This window comes from Rhodoferax sp. (assembly GCF_018780565.1).
In the GTDB taxonomy this organism is placed as follows: domain Bacteria; phylum Pseudomonadota; class Gammaproteobacteria; order Burkholderiales; family Burkholderiaceae_C; genus Rhodoferax.
On sequence record NZ_JADMJN010000014.1, the window covers coordinates 30441 to 51190 of the forward strand.

The following is a 20750-nucleotide window of genomic DNA, read 5'->3' on the forward strand; positions in this document are numbered from 1 at the left end:
GATTTCTTTCTTGCGACTGGTCAGCGGTATTTGGCGTCGGCCGCCCGGTTAGCGGCAATTTCGCGCTCATAGCGATCGCCCACCGCCAGCAGCATGTCCTTTGTGAAGTACAGATCACCCCGCTTTTCACCGTGATACTCAAGAATGTGAGTTTCAACGATCGAATCGACAGGACAACTTTCCTCACAAAAACCGCAAAAAATGCACTTCGTCAGATCAATGTCATAGCGACTGGTGCGGCGAGAACCGTCGGCCCGAACTTCGGACTCGATCGTGATGGCCATGGCGGGACATACCGCCTCACACAATTTGCAGGCGATGCAGCGCTCTTCTCCGTTTTCATAGCGGCGCAATGCATGCAACCCCCGAAATCGTGGCGAAAGCGGTGTTTTCTCTTCGGGAAACTGAATCGTGACCTTGCGGCGAAAGGCGTAGCGCCCCGTCAGCACAAGGCCTTTGATCAACTCCAGCAATAAAAAGCTGGTGAGAAAATCCTTGAGAGAAAAGGTCGACGATAGAGAGCTTGACGTAGCGGTAGACATGATTAACTCCGGTCACTTCCAGATATTGAAGGAAGTCTGCATCCAGGCACCCACGACCAGCAGCCACACCAGTGTTACCGGTATGAAAATCTTCCAGCCCAATCGCATGATCTGGTCATAGCGGAAACGAGGGAAAGTCGCACGAACCCAAATGAACAGGCTGACCACCACACAGGTCTTGAGTCCCAGCCAAATCCAGCCGGGAATCCAGTTGAACAAGGCACTGTCAACAGGCGACAGCCATCCGCCCAAGAACATGATGGCGGCCAGAATGGACACCAGCCACATGTTCGCGTATTCAGCCAGATAGAACATGGCATAAGACATGCCCGAATACTCCACCATGTGACCGGCCACGATTTCAGCTTCGCCTTCCACCACGTCAAATGGATGACGATTGGTTTCAGCGAGACCCGAAATGACATACACCACAAAAATCGGCAACAAAGGCAACCAGTTCCAGGACAGGAAATTCAGTCCCATGTGCGCAAAGTAACCCTTACCCTGCCCGGTGACGATGTCGGTCATGTTCATGCTGGCGGACACCATCAGGACCACAACCAGGCAGAAACCCATCGCAATTTCATAACTGACCATCTGGGCAGAGGCACGCATCGCACCAAGAAAGGAGTATTTTGAGTTGGACGCCCAACCGGCAATCACCACCCCATAGACTTCCATCGAGGTAATGGCCATCACGAACAAGAGACCTGCATTGATATTGGCCAATGCCACATCCGGACCAAACGGAATGACAACCCATGCGGCCATCGCGGGCATGATTGTCAAAATGGGGCCGATGAAAAACAGCCCTTTGCTGGCGGCGGTTGGAACCAACACCTCTTTGCCGAGCAATTTCAGCGCATCCGCAATGGGTTGCAGCAAGCCCATGGGACCTACACGGTTCGGACCAATCCGCACCTGCATCCAGCCCAGAAACTTGCGCTCCCACAAGGTCAGGTAAGCAACGGCCCCCATGAGCGGCAATACAACCACCACAATCTTGATCAGCGTCCAGATCACCGGCCACGCAATGGCGGACCACCAGGATGCGTCCAGCAAGCCCTGACCGAAGGCAAAGATGGCGTCAATCATGCTGCAATCTCCTTCGCCGCTTGCTGACCCACCTTCGCAGATCGCGCATCTGCGGTGAGCTGCAAACTGGTCGCACGGCGCACTGTCCCATCCAGCGCATAAATGCTGGCGACGACGGGTGCACTTGTCGCAGGCGTCAGATCGATGGCCGCCTTGGTGGCGTTGTTCAACATCTCAGCCGACAAATGCGTTTGCTCAGCTGTCGGCAATCCACACACCTTGTTCAGAACCTCCTGCGAAGATTCAAAATCAAAACCTGGAACTTCCATCAGATTGGCCAAAACCCGCAAGACTTTCCAAGCAGGACGGGTTTCGCCCAGCGGTTTGACCACGGCATGGAAGCTCTGCACACGACCTTCTGCGTTGACAAACGTGCCAGAGGTTTCCGTGAACGGCGCAATGGGCAGAAGCACATCGCTGAAAGTCATATTGGATTTGAACGGACTCAGCGTTACAACCATTTGCGCCTTCGACAAGCCAGCCTTCGAAGCCGCACCCGCAGCCGAATCAAATTCGGGTTCGTTGTTCAACAGCAAAACCGCTTTCAGCGCGCCGCCCAGCATCTGGGCAGCATTCAGGCCACCCTGCCCTGGCAGCGCACCTGCCAATTGCGCACCCACCGTATTGGCAGCTTCCGTGAGATAACCCACGCTTGCACCGGTTTGAGCACCGATCCAATTGGCAAGCGCCAGCAAGCTGGATGCCTTCGGGTGATGCGCCGCCGCGTTCCCCAGCAAAATCGCCTTGCGCTCGCCACCCAGCAAAGATTGGGCAATGGATTTGGCCAAGTCAGTGGCATTGCCTTTTGCTGGCGACGCAACGCCCTTCTCTGAAGCTACTGCAGCAGCAATATCAGCCAGCGCTTGCGGCCATGTCGACGAGTCACAGACCATGTCCCTGGACAAAGGCATCGCCCAGTCTTCTGCTATTGAATGAATAGCAGAAACCGCACACCCTTTGCGGGTGGCCTGGCGAATTCGCTGTGCAAAAAGAGGATGATCCTTGCGCAGACTGGAGCCCACCACCAACACACGCTGGAGATCGGTCAAGGACGCCACCGAGGTACCCAGGTAAAGCACGCCTTCAACGGCCGGAAATTCAGCGTTGCGCAAGCGGTAATCAATATTGGAACTGCCCAGTCCACGCATCAAAGCACTGGCCAGAGTCAGCTCTTCGAGCGTGCTATGCGGACTGACCAAGGCGCCCAGAGCCCCGGCGCCGTGGTCTGCCTTGATCTGTTTCAGACCATTGGCGACATATTCCAGCGCGGTCTGCCAATCAACACTTTTCCAGACACCGCCCTGTTTGAGCATGGGGGCAGTCAGCCTTTCGTCACCGTTCAACGCCTCATAGGAAAAACGGTCACGATCGGCAATCCAGCACTCGTTGACGTCTTCGTTTTCCAGCGGCACAACACGCATGACCTTGTTGTTTTTGACCTGCACAATCAAATTGGCACCGGTCGAGTCGTGAGGACTGACAGACTTGCGACGCGACAATTCCCAAGTGCGGGCGCTGTAACGGAAGGGTTTGCTGGTGAGAGCGCCAACCGGGCAGATGTCAATCATGTTGCCCGAGAGCTCAGAGTCAACCGAATTGCCGACAAAGGTTTCGATCTCTGCATGCTCGCCACGATGCGACATGCCCAGTTCCATCACGCCAGCCACCTCTTGGCCGAATCGAACACAGCGCGTGCAGTGGATGCAACGGCTCATTTCCTGCATGGAAATCAGGGGCCCAACGTCCTTGATCGCCACAACCCGCTTCTCTTCCTCGTAACGTGACGAGGATGCGCCGTAGCCCACGGCCAGATCCTGCAGCTGGCACTCGCCGCCCTGATCGCAAATCGGGCAATCCAGTGGATGGTTGATCAGCAGGAACTCCATGACCGACTTCTGCGCCTTGATCGCCTTGTCGCTCTTGGTGCGAACAATCATGCCTTGTGTCACGGGGGTGGCGCAGGCCGGCATCGGCTTGGGCATCTTTTCAACATCCACCAGGCACATGCGGCAGTTGGCCGCAATGCTGAGTTTCTTGTGATAGCAGAAATGCGGGATGTAGGTGCCAGCCTTGTCAGCGGCATGCATGATCATGCTGCCTTCAACAATGTCCACCTTCTTGCCGTCGAGTTCAATTTCAACCATGTTTTTGTGCTCGCTCAGACGCCTGTTCAGACGTAGGCCGGGACCATGCAGGTCTTGTGCTCTACGTGGTATTCAAATTCATGACGGAAATGCTTGATCATGGCCCGTACCGGCATGGCCGCTGCATCTCCCAATGCACAAATCGTGCGACCCATGATGTTCTCCGAGACCGAGTTCAGCAGATCCATGTCGCTCGGACGTCCCTGGCCATTTTCGATACGATCCACCACGCGCGACAGCCAGCCCGTGCCTTCGCGACACGGCGTGCACTGACCGCAGGATTCGTGCATGTAGAAGTAACTCAAACGCTGCAGGCTCTTGACCATGCATCGGCTGTCGTCCAGCACGATCACCGCGCCCGAACCCAGCATGGAACCTGCTTTGGCGATGGAGTCGTAGTCCATCGTGCAATCCATCATGATGCTGGCCGGCAGAATGGGTGACGACGAGCCACCAGGAATCACTGCTTTGAGCTGGCGACCGCTGCGCACACCACCCGCCAGTTCAAGCAGCTTCGAGAAGGGCGTGCCCATCGGAATTTCGTAGTTGCCAGGCAACTCGACATCACCACTGATTGAATAAATCTTGGTACCACCATTATTGGGTTTACCGCACTCCAGATAGGCTTGCCCACCATTGCGGATGATCCACGGCACAGCCGCAAACGTTTCCGTATTGTTGATGGTGGTCGGCTTGCCATAGAGGCCAAAGCTGGCAGGAAATGGTGGCTTGAATCGGGGCTGCCCCTTCTTGCCTTCCAGTGACTCCAGCAAGGCGGTTTCTTCACCGCAAATATAAGCACCAAAACCGTGCGCAGCATGCAACTGGAACGTAAAACTGCTACCCAGTATGTTGTTACCCAACAGACCGGCAGCACGAGCCTCTTCCAGAGCTTCTTCAAAACGGTCGTAGCTTTTGAAAATCTCGCCGTGGATATAGTTGTAGCCCACCGAGATGCCCATGGCATAGGCAGCGATGATCATGCCTTCAATCACAATGTGTGGATTGAACTGAAGAATGTCGCGGTCTTTGCAGGTACCGGGCTCACCCTCATCGGAGTTGCACACCAGGTACTTCTGGCCCGGGAACTGGCGTGGCATGAAACTCCACTTGAGTCCGGTCGGGAAACCGGCACCACCACGACCACGCAAAGAAGATTCTTTCACGGTCGCAATGACCTGGTCTTGCGTCAAGCCTTCTCCGCCGTCCTTGGCAAGAATCTTGCGCAGCGCCTGATAGCCGCCACGCGCCTCATAGTCTTTAAGACGCCAATTCGTGCCATTCAAGCCCGCATAGATCTGGGGATTGATGTGCCGGTCATGGAAACAGGTTTGCACACCCGTGGCCTGAAACTGAGCCAGAATTTTTTCAGCTGTCATCATTTGCCCTCCGCAGCGCGCAGGCCGTCGACCAGCTGGTCCAGTTTGTCATTGCTCATGAAGCTGCACATGGTGCGGTCATTGACGAGCAGCACGGGCGAATCCGCACAGGCACCCAGGCACTCACATTGCTGCAAGGTGAACAAGCCATCGGAAGTGGTCTCGCCCATGCTGACGCCAAGCTTGTGCTCAAGGTGGTTGAGAGCCCGACCACCATCACGCAACTGGCATGGCAAATTGGTGCAAACGTTCAGCTTGTACTTGCCAACCGGCTGCTGGTTGTACATGTTGTAGAACGTGGTGACCTCGTGCACGGCAATTGGCGCCATACCCAGGTAGTCGGCTATGACCTTTTCACTCTCGGTGCTTACGTAGCCAAGTTCTTGCTGAACAATGGCCAGACATGCCATGACAGCAGACTGCTTTTGATCCGCCGGATACTTCGCGACTTCCTTGGCAAAACGCGCCTTGGTTGCATCGGAAATCGTATGGGAAACAACTTCTGAGATCATCGGTCAATCTCTCCAAACACAATATCCATGGTTCCAATAACGGCCACAACGTCGGCAATCATGTGCCCGCCAGACATCTCATTGAGGGCGGCCAGGTGCACAAATCCCGGAGGTCGAATCTTCAGCCGATAGGGCTTGTTGGCGCCATCGCTGATGAGGTAGATGCCAAACTCGCCCTTGGGGTGCTCTACCGCCGCATAGGCTTCACCTTCGGGCACATGAAAGCCTTCGGTGAACAATTTGAAATGGTGAATCAACTCTTCCATGTTGGTCTTCATGGACTCGCGACTCGGCGCAGCCACCTTGTGGTTATCCGTGATGACCGGCCCCGGGTTGGCACGCAACCAGTCCACACATTGCTTGATGATGTGATTGGACTGCTTCATTTCTTCCATGCGAACGAGATAGCGGTCATAGCAATCGCCCGTCTTGCCCACAGGAATGTCAAAGTCGAGCCGATCGTAGGCATCGTAAGGCTGCTTCTTGCGCAAGTCCCACGCCACACCCGAACCACGCAGCATGGCGCCGGTGAATCCCATATTGAGGGCTCGCTCGGGGGTCACCACCCCAATGCCAACCGTACGCTGCTTCCAGATGCGATTCTCCGTGAGCAGCGTGTGGTATTCACCCAGGTAAGTTGGGAAGCGTTTCGTGAAATCTTCGATGAAGTCCAGCAATGACCCCTGCCGGTTGCTGTTGAGCTCTGCAATACCCTTGGCATTGCGAACCTTGTTCGCCTTGTACTGGGGCATCGTGTCCGGCAAATCCCGGTACACGCCGCCCGGACGAAAGTACGCCGCATGCATGCGGGCACCACTGACGGCTTCATACATGTCAAACAAATCCTCACGCTCACGAAACGTGTAGATCAGGATCGTCGAACTGCCGCAATCATTGCCATGAGAACCCAGCCACATCAAGTGATTGAGCAGACGCGTGATCTCGGCAAACATCACACGGATGTACTGGGCGCGCACAGGCACTTCGATACCCAGCAACTTTTCGATCGCCAGACAGTAAGCATGTTCGTTGCACATCATCGACACGTAATCGAGTCGATCCATGTAAGGCAGGCTTTGAATGAAGGTCTTGCTTTCGGCCAGCTTTTCGGTTGCCCGATGCAACAAGCCGATGTGCGGATCGGCGCGTTGAACTACCTCGCCGTCGAGTTCGAGCACCAGACGCAGTACGCCATGCGCAGCCGGATGCTGCGGCCCGAAGTTGAGTGTGTAATTTTTTATTTCAGCCATGACACGAACCGCCTAGTGCAGGCCTCCATAGTTGTCTTCACGGATGATGCGCGGCGTAATTTCGCGTGGCTCAATCGTGACAGGCTGGTAAACGACGCGCTTGCTCTCTTCGTCATAACGCATTTCGACATGCCCGGTCGTTGGAAAGTCTTTGCGAAACGGGTGACCTATAAAACCATAATCCGTCAAGATGCGGCGCAAATCGCTGTGACCATCGAACACGATGCCAAACAAGTCAAAGGCTTCACGCTCGAACCAGTTGGCAGAATTCCAGATGTCCGTCACCGAGGACAACACCGGAAAATCATCATCCGATGCAAACACCTTGAGTCGAACGCGCTGATTCAGGCTGATCGACAGCAGGTGCAAGACAACACAAAAACGCGAACCTTCGTAAGCACCTGCCTTGTAGTCGGAATAGTCAACACCACAGAGGTCCATCAGTTGCTCAAAACGGCAACCCGGCGCATCGCGCAAAGTGACGGCCACACCAAGATAGTCGGCAGCAGCAACCACCAGGGTCACCTCGCCCAAAGCTACCGAGATGTGCTTGACCTTGTCACCCAATGCTTCAGCAATGGTGTCCTTGAGAGCCTCGGGATTTACGGCAAAAACAGTCATTTCAGATCCTCAGGCACGGGCAATGGTTTGCGTGCGGCGAATTTTCTGCTGCAACTGCATGATGCCGTACAAGAGCGCTTCAGCGGTTGGCGGGCAGCCGGGCACATAGACATCAACCGGCACAATCCGGTCGCAACCCCGCACCACCGAATAACTATAGTGGTAATAGCCACCGCCATTGGCGCAGGAGCCCATGCTGATCACCCAACGCGGCTCGGACATCTGGTCGTAGACCTTGCGAAGCGCAGGCGCCATCTTGTTGCACAAGGTGCCGGCAACAATCATCAAATCCGACTGACGCGGACTGGCACGAAACACCTCGGCGCCGAAACGACTGATGTCATAACGTGCGGCGGCGGCATGCATCATTTCAACAGCGCAACAAGCCAGCCCAAAGGTCATAGGCCAGACAGAACCCGTCTTGGCCCAGTTCATCACCGAGTCATAACTGGTCGTGACAAAGCCCTCTTTTAAAACACCTTCAATCATGCCGTTACTCCCAGTCCAGCGCGCCTTTTTGCCACATGTAAACAAATCCAATGGCAAGGACAATCACAAACTCTGCGCCAATCAAAAACCCTACAAACCCGGTGTCCTTGAGCGACACCGCCCAAGGAAACAAAAAGGCGGTTTCCAGATCAAACAAAATAAACAGGATCGCCACGAGGTAGTAGCGGACATCAAATTTCATGCGTGCGTCTTCGAAGGCCTCGAAGCCGCATTCGTACGGGGAATTTTTGGCGGGATCGGGCCGATTCGGCCCCAGGATGTAGCCAAGAACCTGCGGGACAACACCCACAGCAAGGCCAACCAAGATGAACAAGAGGACTGGCAGGTACTGGTCTAGGTTCATCTGGAGATTCTGATCAAATTCTTTGCTTGCTGCATTGACCCACAGCAAACTTGTTTATTTGGTGCCGTCGGCGAGACTCGAACTCGCACAGCTTTCGCCACTACCCCCTCAAGATAGCGTGTCTACCAATTTCACCACGACGGCGGCTTTCAGGAGTCTGGATTGCATGAGGCACCTTGCGGTTTTGGCTTTCCAGACAGACCTAGAGTTTACCCTGAAATCACCCACTTTCTCGATTGAGGCGAGTGATTTCAGCAGCAATTATTTGGACGGTATTTGAGCGGCACCCGAAGCGGGCACTGCGGGCACAGCCACTGCCGGCACGGGCACATTCACCACCGCACTTTCAAGCACACTGCCCGAACTTGCCGCTGGACGCACATTGCCAAAATAGGCAAGCAGCAGCGTACAGACGAAAAACACGGTTGCCAGCACGGCGGTCGTGCGTGACAGGAAATTCGCACTGCCACTGGCACCAAACAGGCTGCCCGAGCCACCGCTGCCGAAGGCAGCACCCATATCAGCACCCTTGCCGTGTTGAACCAGGATCAGACCCATCATGGCCACTGCAGAAATCATCTGGACAGCCAGAAGAACGGTTAGAAAAATGCTCACAAAAAACTCCTAGGGATGTAGCAACTAACGCCCCGAATCAGGGGGCGGAAGCAATGATTGATAAAAAGTCAGGCGCTTTCAGTGAAGCCCCGCCGACCAGACCGCCATCAATGTCGGGCTGAGCCAGCAACTGCGCCGCATTGGCAGCATTCATGCTGCCGCCGTACAGAATGTGGATGCGATCCGCCTGGTTGGTGGCCGCTTTCAACTGAGCCCGCAACACGGCATGTACCTGCTGCGCCTGCTCGGTCGTGGCGGTTTTGCCGGTGCCAATGGCCCATACAGGCTCATATGCCACCACGATCTCGCTGATGCAATGACCGTTGGCATGAATCACCGCAGCGAGTTGACGCTTGACAACTTCTTCGGTCTTGCCCGCTTCACGCTCAGCCAAGGTCTCCCCCACACACACAATCGGTGTGATACCACTGGCAAGTGCCCGCTGGGTTTTGGCCGCGACCAGTGCATCCGTCTCACCATGGTACTGGCGACGTTCGGAATGCCCCACGATGCAATAGCGCACCCCAAACTCTTTCAGCATGGCGCCGGAAATTTCGCCAGTGAAAGCACCCGCCTCGTGCTGGGACAGATCCTGCGCACCCAGATCAATGGCAGTGCCGGCCATCAGCGCCTGGCATTGCGCCAGGTAAACCGACGGCACACACAATGCCACATGACACGTCGAAGCAGCCATTCCAGCGACAAGCGCCTTGACCAGCGCGTCATTGGCAGCCAGGCTGCCATTCATCTTCCAGTTGCCTGCGATCAGTTTCTTTTTCACGCGGCACCCCATGTCAACACAATCTTGCCAATATGCTGATTGGATTCCATGAGCGTGTGCGCCTTGACGGCATCTGCTGCCGCAAAGGTGCTGTGGATCACGGGCTTGACGGCTCCGCTTTCAATCAGGGGCCAGACATTTTTCAGACATGCCTGCGCAATCGCCGTCTTGAAGGCAATCGGACGTGGTCGCAGGGTTGATCCTGTGACCGTGAGCCGACGCACCAGCACCAAAGCGGCATTGATTTCGCTTTTGATGCCACCCTGCACGGCAATGATGACCAGACGACCATCTTCACTCAAGCACTCGACCTCTTTGGCCACATAGCTGCCCGCAACCATGTCCAGAATGACATTGACACCCTTGCCACCCGTCAGACGCTTGGCTTCCTCTGCGAAATCCTGCGTCTTGTAGTTGATGGCGTGGTCTGCACCAAGGGCCAGACAAGCGGCACATTTTTCATCACTGCCCGCTGTTGCGATCACGGTCGCGCCCATGGCTTTGGCCAGTTGAATGGCGGTGACGCCAATACCGCTGGTGCCACCCTGGATCAACAGGGTTTCACCCTTTTGCAGGCGACCCCGGTCAAACACATTGCTCCATACCGTGAAAAAGGTCTCGGGCAACGAGGCCGCCTCGATGTCGCTGAGTCCCTGGGGTACTGGCAGGCACTGTCCGATCGGCGCAACGCAATATTCCGCATAGCCACCGCCGGTAACCAGTGCGCACACACGATCCCCAAGCTTGAAACCCGCACTTGCGAGTGCTTGTGCATCGCCTTGCTCAACCACTCCAGCCACTTCCAGACCCGGAATATCCGAGGCGCCGGGCGGCAACGGGTAGTTGCCTGTGCGCTGCAGGACGTCCGGACGGTTCACGCCACTGGCCGTCACGCGGATGAGCAACTCACCGACACCCGGCACAGGCATCGGTCGTTCACCCATGCGCAGGACATCCGGGGCGCCAAAAGAGGTTATTTCAACAGCTTTCATAGTCAATTCAGGCAATTGCCCCCGTGTGATACGCACCAATCGCTATAAATTTCATAGCACTCGAAAAATCATCAAGCGTGATGATCAGAACCGTTCTGGGCCGGGCGATCCAGCAAAGCCTTCATGGACAGCTTGATACGGCCTTTTTCGTCTGTTTCCATGACCTTGACCTTGACGATCTGGCCTTCCGACAGGTAGTCGGTGACCTTCTCGACACGCTCGTGAGCGATCTGGCTGATGTGCAGCAGGCCGTCCTTGCCGGGCAACAGGTTGACCAGGGCGCCGAAGTCCAGGATCTTGGTGATCGGACCTTCGTAGACCTTGCCAATTTCGACCTCAGCCGTGATCTGCTCAATGCGGCGTTTGGCTTCTTCGGCCTTGGCGGGATCAGCCGATGCGATGGTGATGGTGCCGTCTTCGTCGATGTTGATCTGCGTACCAGTTTCTTCGGTCAGCGCACGAATAACGGCGCCACCCTTGCCGATCACATCACGGATCTTCTCCGGATTGATCTTCATGGTGAACAGGCGGGGTGCGAAGCTGGACACTTCGGTCTTGGCTTCAGCCATCGCCTCTTGCATCTTGCCCAGAATGTGCATACGGGCTTCCTTGGCCTGCGCCAGCGCCACTTGCATGATTTCCTTGGTGATGCCCTGGATCTTGATGTCCATCTGCAGCGCAGTGATACCGTTGGTGGTACCAGCCACTTTGAAGTCCATATCGCCCAGATGATCTTCGTCACCCAGGATGTCGGTCAGCACGGCAAAGCGGTTGTCTTCCTTGATCAGACCCATGGCAATACCGGCTACATGGGCTTTCATGGGCACGCCAGCGTCCATCAGGGACAGGCAACCGCCGCACACTGAAGCCATCGAAGAGGAACCATTGGACTCGGTGATTTCCGACACGACACGCATGGTGTAGGGGAAGTCTTCCTTGTTGGGCAACACGGCGATCAGAGCGCGCTTGGCAAGGCGGCCGTGGCCGATTTCGCGGCGTTTGGGCGTACCGACACGTCCGGTTTCGCCGGTGGCGAACGGAGGCATGTTGTAGTGCAGCATGAAGTTGTCCTGATAGTCACCGGACAAGGCGTCGATGCGCTGCGCGTCGCGCTCGGTGCCCAAGGTGGTGACCACCAGAGCCTGGGTTTCGCCGCGCGTGAACAGGGCCGAGCCGTGGGTGCGGGGCAATACGCCATTGCGGATTTCGATGGCACGCACAGTGCGCGTGTCACGGCCGTCAATGCGGGGCTCGCCGGCCAGAATCTGGCTGCGAACGATTTTGGCTTCGATGTCAAACAGCATGCCTTCGACTGCAACGCTGTCAAACGGGACACCGTCGAGCTTCAGGTCGGCCATCACCACGGCGTAGGCTTCACGGCAAGCACGGGTGCGAGCTTGCTTGTTACGGATTTGGTAAGCGGCAACCAGTTTGTCCTTGGCCAGTGCATTCACCTTGGCGATCAGGGCCTCATCCTTGGCGGGGGCTTTCCAGTCCCACGCAGGCTTGCCGGCTTCACGGACCAGCTCATGGATCGCGTTGATGGCGATGTTGCCCTGCTCATGGCCAAACACCACGGCGCCCAACATGATCTCTTCGGACAGTTGCTGCGCTTCGGACTCAACCATCAGCACAGCCGCTTCGGTACCGGCCACAACGAGGTCCATGATGGAGTCTTTGCGTGCGGTCTGTCCAGGGTTCAGCACATACTGACCATTGACGTAACCCACGCGGGCTGCACCGATGGGGCCGCTGAATGGAATGCCGCTGACAGACAACGCGGCGCTGGTCGCGATCAAAGCAGCGATATCGGCATCGACTTCGGGGTTCAGTGACAGCGTATGCACAACGACATGCACTTCGTTGAAAAAGCCTTCCGGGAACAGAGGGCGAATCGGACGATCGATCAGGCGACTGGTCAGGGTTTCGAACTCGCTGGGGCGGCCTTCGCGCTTGAAGAAACTGCCGGGGATCTTGCCAGCGGCGTAGCTCTTTTCGAGGTAATCAACGGTCAGGGGGAAGAAATCCTGACCGGCCTTGCCTTCAGTCTTGGCGACCACGGTAGCCAGTACCACGGTTCCATCCATATCCAGCAGCACAGCGCCGGTGGACTGACGTGCGATCTCACCGGTTTCCATGGTGACTGTGTTTTGTCCCCATTGGAACGTCTTTGTAACTTTTTTAAACATGCTCATATTTTTTTCTCCTGGTCAATTTGGGAAGTGCAGGCCACCTCGCCCGAGCCCGGATGTGACATCACAGAACACGATGCCATTCCAGAGAAACACGACTGAATTTCTCTGGAATGACACAGCTTCGCTCCGTTTTTGCCGTCTCCGAAGTAAAAAACGCCTGAGCTAGCAACCTAACTCAGGCGTTCGTCATTCGATGAATCGATTATTTGCGCAGACCAAGCTTGGCGATCAACGCAGCGTAACGATCATGGTCTTTGGAATTCAAATAGTCCAGCAGCTTGCGGCGGCGGCTTACCATACGCAACAGACCGCGGCGACCGTGGTGGTCTTTGGCGTGGGTCTTGAAGTGGGGTGTGAGCTCGTTGATACGGGCCGTCAACAGTGCAACTTGCACTTCGGGGCTACCGGTGTCACCGGCTTGGCGTGCGTTGTCTTTGACGACAGCGGCTTTGATGCTGGATGCGATCATTTTATTTTCCTGTGTGTTTGTGAACTTGCGTCAGGCGCTGGAACTGCCCCTGACGTGCGCTATTGCAATATGCAAAGCCTTCGGATTATAACCCGGCGTCGCTCACTTCGCCAGCCACTGCTTCAAGCGGTCGACACCCTGCACCAGGCGCTGCGGGTCTTTGGACGCAAAACACCAGCGCAGCCAACCGGCTGCCTCGGGGGCAAAGGCATCGCCCGGGGCCAGGCCCAAGCCGGCTTCCACCACCAAACGCTTGGCCGTGGCCAGCGCATCGTCAAAGCCCGCCAAACGGAAAAAGGCGTACATGCCGCCCTTTGCCGGGGCAACCTGCACCCCGGGAATCGACTGGAGAAGCGGGATCAGGGTGTCGCGGCACAACTTCAGATGTGCGACGACCTGGGGCGTCACCTCATCAGTTCGCTGCAAGGCGACCACGCCGGCACGCTGGGTGAACACGCTGGCGCAGGAGGTGTTGAACTCGATCAGTTTGCCCATGTGGTGCGTCATGCTGGAGGGCATTACCAGCCAGCCCAGACGCCAGCCCGTCATCAGGAAACTCTTGGAAAAGCTGTGCACCACCACCAGCCGGTCGTCAGGCGCGGCAACATCCAGAAAGCTGGGCGCGCAACCGTTGGGGGTAGGTTCGTAGTAAAGGCGTTCGTACACCTCATCGGCCAGCAGCCAGGTGCCGGTGCGTCGGCAATGTCTCAGGATGCGTTGCTGCTCGTCGCGGGTCAGGGTCCAGCCAGTCGGGTTGTTCGGGGCATTGATGATGAGCAATTTGGTGGAATCGGTCACTGCGGCCAGCAAGGCGTCCATGTCCAGCGTCCAGACGCCACTTACCGGGCTAAGTGCCACACATTTGACGCGCCCGCCCATGATGGCCGGCTGCGCGGTCAGGTTGGGCCACACCGGCGTGATCGCCACCACCTCGTCCCCCGCATCCACCAATTGCTGCATGGCCAGCATCAGGGCATTGACGCCTCCACTGGTCACTGCGACACGGTCCACCCCTATGGGGCCATGGCGTGTGCTCATGTAGGTCGCAATTTCCTCACGCAACTCGGGCAGGCCCAGGTTGTGGGAATAGAAGGTTTCACCACGCTGCAGGGAATCGATGGCAGCCTGGCGGATGAACTCCGGCGTGACTTCATCGCTTTCGCCAAACCAGAACGCAAGCACGTCGCTGCGTCCCATGCCCGCATTGGCGACTTCACGGATTCGGGACTCTTCGAGGTTCTGGATAACTTGGCGCATGGACTGCTCACGTAGTGAAATGCTTACTGCACGGGACGCTGCATTTTGCAGGTGTTGGGCTGCTCCGCACTGGCTGCAGCAATGGTCTTGATGACGCGAAAACCATAACCCGACCCTTCCACGTCAAACTTCACACCCGCTGCACCCTGCTTGTCCATGATACCCACCACCAGGGACTGCTGAAACTGGTGATCGACGGCACGCATGGCTCCGCTTTGCGAGGCCAATGTGACATGGACTTTCTCCAACTGGTTGGCAACGGCGACTGCGTTCGCGGTGCCGGCCTTCTCCAGCGCCTGCGCCAGGGACTCCACCATCAGCTGCATGCGCATGTGCACATAGTCGTCGGCCGGCTTGGGAAAGCGCTGGCGAAAGGACTGGTAAAAAGCCTCGCTTTGTGCGGTCTGTACATTGGGCAGCCAGTCGGCCACCGCCACCACCTTGCCAATGCCGGCCTCGCCTATGGCGGCCGGAGCCCCCAGTGCATTGCCGTAGAAGGTGTAAAACTTGCCTTCAAAGCCGACCTCTTTTGCAGCCTTGACCAGAAGGGTCAGGTCGTTGCCGAAATTGCCGGTGATGACAGCCTGTGCACCGCTGGCCTTGATCTTGACGGCATAGGGCAGAAAATCCTTGACCCGGCCCAGGGGATGCAGCTCTTCGCCCAGCAGCTTCACATCCGGGCGCAGCAGGCCGAGCTGTCTTTTGGCCTCGCGGGCAACGGCATGGCCAAAGCTGTAGTCCTGGCCGATGATGTAAACGCCATGCAGGGACTTGTCGTCTTTCAGAACATCCATCAGGGCCGACATGCGCATGTCAGCGTGGGCATCAAAGCGAAAGTGCCAGAAGCTGCATTTTTCATTGGTCAGGCTGGGATCCACCGCGGAGTAGTTCAAAAACAGTACGCGCTTGCCTGGCTCGCGTTCGTTGTGCTTGTTGATCGCATCGATCAAAGCGGCGGCGGTGGACGAGTTATTGCCCTGCATGATGACCTGGGCCCCATCGTCGATGGCGGACTTCAGTGCCGACAGGGCCTCTTCCGTCTGACCCTTGCTGTCGTAACGTTCCAGACTCAAAGCCCGTTGGCTGACCGGCGCGCCCGGTGTTGCGGCCAACTTCACACCGCCCCGCGCATTGACCCGCTCCACGGCCCACACAAGGTTGCGAAACACCGCCTCGCCGGTGTTGCCAAGTGGGCCACTCAGGCCTTCAATCATGGCGATCCTGACCGGCGGCTGCACGGCTTGGGACAGCGCCAGGGTGGGCACACATAGCGCCATGGCCAGCAATTTCAAGACCCTGGGGGCAAGAATAAACATGTGTAAATATCTCTTGAAAACAGCCGCTTCACTCGCAGATTGGATGCAGGCGGCAATCATGTTGAAAGCCGCGCAGTGTACTAGGAGTTAAACCATGTTTTTTGCCACTACCGCCCCTTCCAGCCTGCGTCGCCAGGCCTTTGCTCCCGCTGGGCGCTCTCTGGAGCGATTCCTGGCCGAGACACAACTGGCAAGCCGCCAAAAATCGTGCACGGTGGCGCAGGACGAGACGTCTTACACACTGACATTCGATGTACCCGGCATTGCCAAGGACCAGTTGAACATCGGCATTGAAGGCAGCATTGTGCGCATCGACACCAAGGAGAGCGCACCGCGCCAGTACAAGCAGGCTTATGAATTGCCGCAAGACATCGATGCCGCGACCAGTGAAGCCAAACTGGAAAATGGCGTCTTGACGCTGAAGCTTGGAAAAATGGTGCCCGCGAGCCGGGTGACTACATTGCCGATTTTCTGATCAGATAGCGTCCAGTGGCCAGCGTGGTTTGACGTCAAAAGCGTAGACCTCGCTGGCTGTTTCCCGTCCGGACTGCAGACGCATGGCTGCGGCCATGGCAATCATGGCGCCGTTGTCGGTACAGAGGTGCAACTCGGGGTAATGCACCCGCACACCGCGGCGTGCGCAGTCGGCACTGAGCTGTTCACGCAAGCGGCGATTGGCACCCACACCACCGGCCACCACAAGTCTCTTCAATCCGGTCTGGCCCAGCGCCGTGAGCGACTTTTTCACCAGCACTTCCACAATCGCCGCCTGAGCCGATGCGGCCACATCGGCCAGTACACCCGCAGGCAGGGCCTCGATGGCGCAGCCTTGCGCTGCGGCCAGCTTTTTGGCCTGCACCATCACAGCCGTCTTCAAACCGGCAAATGAAAAATCGAGATTGCCACTGTGCAGCAAGGGACGCGGCAGCTTGAATGCGGCCGGGTCGCCCTGCTCCGCCAACCTGGCCAGCGCCGGGCCACCGGGGTAGCCCAGACCCAGCAGCTTGGCCGATTTGTCAAAAGCCTCGCCGGCCGCGTCATCAATCGTTTCGCCCAGCAGTTCGTAGCGCCCAACGCCGTCCACCCGCATCAATTGCGTGTGGCCACCTGACACCAGCAGAGCGACAAACGGAAACTCAGGCGGATCGGCACTCAAAAATGGCGACAGCAAATGCCCTTCAAGATGATGCACACCCAGCACCGGCTTGCCCAGGGCGGCCCCCAGCGCGCAGGCCACGCCGGCACCCACCAGCAAGGCCCCGGCCAGGCCGGGCCCACGGGTGAAGGCCACCACATCCACATCGGCCAGACTGCGCCCGCACGCAGTCAGTACCTCCCGGGTAAGTGGCAACACACGGCGGATATGGTCACGGCTGGCCAGTTCAGGCACCACGCCGCCGTAGGCTTGATGCATCTCGATCTGGCTGTGCAGCGCATGCGCCAACAGCGTCGGCACGCCCTGACTTTGCGTTTGCACCATGGCCACACCTGTTTCGTCGCAGGACGACTCGAACCCCAGAACCAGCATTTTTTCCCCTAGAAGGTGGTGAGTTTAGGGGAACCGCTGAAGTGACCGTTGGAACGATATTGCCGGATGCTGGTGGCGCCATGGGCAGAGCCAGGGATTGGCTCGAATATTGCGTAGACTCACACCATGTCTGAAGCCCTGCGCATTGTTGTCATCTCGCCCGATCTGGATGTTCCCGACCCCGAGGACACGCACGCACTGGATCAGGCTGAGCGCTCACGCAGCCTGCGCATTGGTCTGCTGGAGAACGGGTGCAACCTGATTGCAGTGCTGCCCGCGGACGCGTTCCTGCAGGAAAGACTGGGTCAGCTGCAGCCCGACATGATCATTGTCGACGCCGAGAGTGAGGCGCGCGACGCGCTGGAGCACGTTGTCATGGCAACCCGGAACGCGCGTCGCCCCATCGTCATGTTCACCAACGACAACGACTCTGCGACGGCACGCGCTGCCGTGACCGCCGGGGTTTCAGCGTACATCGTTGCCGGTTTGTCGGCCGAACGTATCCGGCCCATTCTGGATGTGGCCCTCGCTCGCTTCCAGCATGAACAGGCACTGCGACAGGAATTGGCCGACACCCGCAGCGAACTCGATGAGCTCAATGCCGCCATGCAAGACCGCAAGGTGATCGATCGCGCCAAGACCCTGCTCATGCAGCGCCAGCAACTCAGCGAGGAAGCTGCTTACGCCAAACTGCGCAAGACAGCGATGGACAAGAACCTCAAGCTGGTCGATGTGGCCCAGCGCATGCTCGACGTGGCCGATCTGCTGACTTGAGCGCGCCCGGATTGGCGCACGAAACGCAGCACCCAAACACCGACTGCGCTCCATTTGGTGCAATGCACAAAAACAGTGCACACTGCGACATTTCCATAGAAATTAGCAACCTGGCCCTTGTCATATATAGATATATTGCTATTATTTATATAGCAAATTCAAGATCAATCAGGTTGGCACGGTCATTGCGTAGATAACTCCGAGACCCGCAAGGGTCATGCGTTCAACACAGTCCAACGGCGGGCTGCGAAGGGCGTAACCGGACAAAGGCGTCCCCACTGGTTCACACACGCACCGCGTTGTGAGCCCTGTGCGGGCGCCTTTTTTGTTTTCTTTTTTTATTAGGAGTGTTGCCATGACCGATCTTCTGAATTCCAAACTCAGCCGCCGCGCCGTGCTGCAGACCGCCACTGTCGGCGCCATCGGCATTACACCGGCCCTGCGCGCCGCCGTCTATGCTGCCGGCTCCGACGCCCCCGAAAAAACCGAAGTCAAGATCGGCTTCATTCCATTGACCGACTGCGCCAGCGTGGTCATGGCCTCGGTGCTGGGCATTGACAAGAAATACGGCGTCAAGATCATTCCCACCAAAGAGGCCAGTTGGGCCGGTGTACGTGACAAGCTGGTCACCGGCGAACTCGACTTTGCCCATGTGCTGTACGGCCTGATCTATGGCGTGCATCTGGGTGTGGGCGGCGCCAAGAAAGACATGGCGGTGCTGATGAACCTGAACCACAACGGCCAGGCCATCACCCTGTCCAAGAAACTCGCCGACAAGGGCGCCGTGGATGGCGCAGGCCTGGCCAAGCTGATGGCGGCCGAGAAGCGTGAATACACCTTTGCCCAGACCTTTCCCACCGGCACCCACGCCATGTGGCTGTATTACTGGCTGGCAGCCAACGGCGTCAACCCCATGACGGGGGCCAAGGTCATCACCGTGCCGCCGCCCCAGATGGTGGCGAACATGCGCGTGGGCAACATGGATGGCTATTGCGTGGGCGAACCCTGGGGCCACCGCGCCATCATCGACGGCATTGGCGTCACGGCGGCCACCACACAGGACATCTGGAAAGACCACCCTGAAAAAGTGCTGGGCACCACGGGCGACTTCGTCAAGAAGTACCCCAACACCGCCCGCGCCGTGACGGCCGCCATTCTGGAAGCCAGCAAGTGGATTGATGCGGGACTGGCCAACAAGAACAAGATGGCTGAAACGATTGCCGACAAGAGCTACGTCAACACCAGCGTGGACGCCATCAACCAGCGCATTCTGGGCCGCTACCAGAACGGCATGGGCAAGACCTGGGACGATCCCAACCACATGAAATTCTTCAACGACGGCACGGTGAATTTCCCCTACCTGTCCGACGGCATGTGGTTTCTGACTCAGCACAAGCGCTGGGGCTTGCTGAAAGACCACCCTGACTACCTGACGGTTGCCAAGCAGATCAACCAGATCGACATCTACAAACAGGCAGCCCTGGCCAGCAACACACCTGTGCCCAAGGACGTGATGCGGACGTCCAAGCTGATGGACGGCGTGGTGTGGGACGGCAAGGACCCGAAAAAGTATGCCGACAGTTTCAAAGTTCGCGCCTAAGGAGAACACCATGGTCAGCGCAGTTTTTCACACCCCCCTGGAAGCACTGGCGGCGCCCCCGGCGCCAGCCACACGGAGTGCTACAAATAATGCAGCACTCGATGCAAATACAACGAGGGCTGGCAGCTCAAAAGACCCCGAAGTACCGGCGGTCCCTGCAGCACCCCGATTTGACTGGCGCAGTCTCTGGCTGGCGATCCTGCCGCCGGTGTTCGGCCTGGGGCTGCTGGTCGGCGTCTGGGCGCTGATCTCCATCTCGACCGCCAGCAGCATCCCCTCGCCGCTGGAAACCTTCAAACAGGCGGTGCTCATATTTTCCGACCCCTTCTATCGCAAGGGTCCGAACGACCAGGGCGTGGGCTGGAACATCCTGATGTCGCTGGAGCGCGTGGCCCTGGGCTTCGGTCTGGCAGCCGCGGTGGGCATACCCGCTGGTTTCGTGATCGGCCGCTTTGAGTTCATGAGCCGCATGTTCAACCCGCTGATCAGCCTGCTGCGCCCTGTCTCACCCCTGGCCTGGCTGCCGATTGGCTTGCTGATCTTCAAGGGCGCCAACCCGGCCGCCATCTGGACCATCTTCATCTGCTCGATCTGGCCCATGATCATCAACACCGCGGTGGGTGTGCAACGAGTGCCGCAGGACTACATGAACGTGGCCCGGGTGCTGAACCTCTCCGAGTGGAAGATCGTCACCAAGATCCTGTTCCCCTCGGTGCTGCCCTATATGCTGACCGGGGTACGCCTGGCGGTGGGCACCGCCTGGCTGGTGATTGTGGCGGCCGAGATGCTGACCGGCGGCGTGGGCATCGGCTTCTGGGTCTGGGACG

21 protein-coding genes and 1 tRNA gene are annotated in these 20750 nt (G+C 57.6%); 4 read left to right on the forward strand and 18 right to left on the reverse strand.

The window, feature by feature from the left end:
- Positions 1 to 20: 20 nt before the first annotated feature.
- From nuoI to IV109_RS17790, 17 genes are all read right to left on the reverse strand, one after another.
- The gene (gene nuoI, locus IV109_RS17710) at positions 21 to 542 is read right to left on the reverse strand and encodes an NADH-quinone oxidoreductase subunit NuoI (RefSeq protein WP_296699885.1); all 522 of its coding nucleotides are present in this window, start codon (positions 540 to 542) and stop codon (positions 21 to 23) included.
- 12 nt (positions 543 to 554) lie between these two features.
- A complete protein-coding gene (gene nuoH, locus IV109_RS17715; RefSeq protein ID WP_296699888.1) occupies positions 555 to 1637 on the reverse strand; it encodes an NADH-quinone oxidoreductase subunit NuoH in 1083 nt (360 codons plus the stop codon).
- Entirely contained in the window at positions 1634 to 3781 is a 2148-nt protein-coding gene (nuoG, locus tag IV109_RS17720; protein WP_296699890.1) for an NADH-quinone oxidoreductase subunit NuoG, read from the reverse strand. The genes nuoH and nuoG overlap by 4 nt, the downstream gene beginning before the upstream one ends.
- 26 nt (positions 3782 to 3807) lie before the next feature.
- A complete protein-coding gene (nuoF, locus tag IV109_RS17725) occupies positions 3808 to 5163 on the reverse strand; it encodes an NADH-quinone oxidoreductase subunit NuoF (protein ID WP_296699891.1) in 1356 nt (451 codons plus the stop codon).
- Positions 5160 to 5672 carry an NADH-quinone oxidoreductase subunit NuoE gene (gene nuoE / locus IV109_RS17730; protein ID WP_296699894.1) on the reverse strand — a complete coding sequence of 171 codons (513 nt, stop codon included), beginning with the start codon at positions 5670 to 5672 and terminating at the stop codon, positions 5160 to 5162. The genes nuoF and nuoE overlap by 4 nt, the downstream gene beginning before the upstream one ends.
- Positions 5669 to 6922 (reverse strand): NADH-quinone oxidoreductase subunit D, encoded by a 1254-nt coding sequence (locus tag IV109_RS17735; RefSeq protein ID WP_296699897.1) that lies wholly within the window; start codon positions 6920 to 6922, stop codon positions 5669 to 5671. Before IV109_RS17735 ends, nuoE begins: the two co-directional genes overlap by 4 nt.
- 12 nt (positions 6923 to 6934) lie before the next feature.
- Positions 6935 to 7543, reverse strand: a complete 609-nt coding sequence (locus IV109_RS17740) for an NADH-quinone oxidoreductase subunit C (protein WP_296699899.1) — start codon at positions 7541 to 7543, stop codon at positions 6935 to 6937.
- A 9-nt stretch (positions 7544 to 7552) separates the two neighbouring features.
- Positions 7553 to 8032, reverse strand: a complete 480-nt coding sequence (locus IV109_RS17745; RefSeq protein ID WP_296699902.1) for an NADH-quinone oxidoreductase subunit B family protein — start codon at positions 8030 to 8032, stop codon at positions 7553 to 7555.
- Positions 8033 to 8036: 4 nt separating this feature from the next.
- Positions 8037 to 8396 carry an NADH-quinone oxidoreductase subunit A gene (locus tag IV109_RS17750; protein ID WP_296699904.1) on the reverse strand — a complete coding sequence of 120 codons (360 nt, stop codon included), beginning with the start codon at positions 8394 to 8396 and terminating at the stop codon, positions 8037 to 8039.
- A gap of 59 nt (positions 8397 to 8455) precedes the next feature.
- Positions 8456 to 8540 (reverse strand) — tRNA-Leu (locus IV109_RS17755).
- A gap of 117 nt (positions 8541 to 8657) precedes the next feature.
- A complete protein-coding gene (gene secG, locus IV109_RS17760) occupies positions 8658 to 9011 on the reverse strand; it encodes a preprotein translocase subunit SecG (protein ID WP_296699907.1) in 354 nt (117 codons plus the stop codon).
- A 37-nt stretch (positions 9012 to 9048) separates the two neighbouring features.
- On the reverse strand, positions 9049 to 9804 hold the full coding sequence (gene tpiA, locus IV109_RS17765) for a triose-phosphate isomerase (protein WP_296699912.1): 756 nt from the start codon (positions 9802 to 9804) through the stop codon (positions 9049 to 9051).
- Positions 9789 to 10784 (reverse strand): NAD(P)H-quinone oxidoreductase, encoded by a 996-nt coding sequence (locus tag IV109_RS17770; protein ID WP_296699915.1) that lies wholly within the window; start codon positions 10782 to 10784, stop codon positions 9789 to 9791. Before IV109_RS17770 ends, tpiA begins: the two co-directional genes overlap by 16 nt.
- Before the next feature lie 71 nt (positions 10785 to 10855).
- A complete protein-coding gene (gene pnp / locus IV109_RS17775) occupies positions 10856 to 12979 on the reverse strand; it encodes a polyribonucleotide nucleotidyltransferase (protein WP_296699919.1) in 2124 nt (707 codons plus the stop codon).
- A 202-nt stretch (positions 12980 to 13181) separates the two neighbouring features.
- On the reverse strand, positions 13182 to 13448 hold the full coding sequence (gene rpsO / locus IV109_RS17780) for a 30S ribosomal protein S15 (RefSeq protein WP_296699924.1): 267 nt from the start codon (positions 13446 to 13448) through the stop codon (positions 13182 to 13184).
- Between the two features lie 102 nt (positions 13449 to 13550).
- Entirely contained in the window at positions 13551 to 14705 is a 1155-nt protein-coding gene (locus IV109_RS17785) for a pyridoxal phosphate-dependent aminotransferase (protein WP_296699927.1), read from the reverse strand.
- A 23-nt stretch (positions 14706 to 14728) separates the two neighbouring features.
- Positions 14729 to 15982, reverse strand: a complete 1254-nt coding sequence (locus IV109_RS17790) for a branched-chain amino acid ABC transporter substrate-binding protein (protein ID WP_296699951.1) — start codon at positions 15980 to 15982, stop codon at positions 14729 to 14731.
- Between the two features lie 133 nt (positions 15983 to 16115).
- Here IV109_RS17790 and IV109_RS17795 point away from each other — a divergent pair, with 133 nt between their 5' ends.
- A complete protein-coding gene (locus IV109_RS17795) occupies positions 16116 to 16496 on the forward strand; it encodes an Hsp20/alpha crystallin family protein (RefSeq protein ID WP_296699932.1) in 381 nt (126 codons plus the stop codon).
- Here the strand turns inward: IV109_RS17795 and tsaD are convergent, their stop codons facing one another.
- Positions 16497 to 17549 (reverse strand): tRNA (adenosine(37)-N6)-threonylcarbamoyltransferase complex transferase subunit TsaD, encoded by a 1053-nt coding sequence (gene tsaD, locus IV109_RS17800; RefSeq protein WP_296699936.1) that lies wholly within the window; start codon positions 17547 to 17549, stop codon positions 16497 to 16499.
- Between the two features lie 126 nt (positions 17550 to 17675).
- On the opposite strand from tsaD, the gene IV109_RS17805 reads away from it, so the two are divergent.
- From IV109_RS17805 to ntrB, 3 genes are all read left to right on the forward strand, one after another.
- On the forward strand, positions 17676 to 18323 hold the full coding sequence (locus tag IV109_RS17805; RefSeq protein ID WP_296699940.1) for an ANTAR domain-containing protein: 648 nt from the start codon (positions 17676 to 17678) through the stop codon (positions 18321 to 18323).
- A gap of 355 nt (positions 18324 to 18678) precedes the next feature.
- On the forward strand, positions 18679 to 19923 hold the full coding sequence (locus IV109_RS17810) for a CmpA/NrtA family ABC transporter substrate-binding protein (protein WP_296699943.1): 1245 nt from the start codon (positions 18679 to 18681) through the stop codon (positions 19921 to 19923).
- 10 nt (positions 19924 to 19933) lie between these two features.
- The coding region (gene ntrB / locus IV109_RS17815; RefSeq protein WP_296699945.1) for a nitrate ABC transporter permease at positions 19934 to 20750 on the forward strand (817 nt) is incomplete at its 3' end.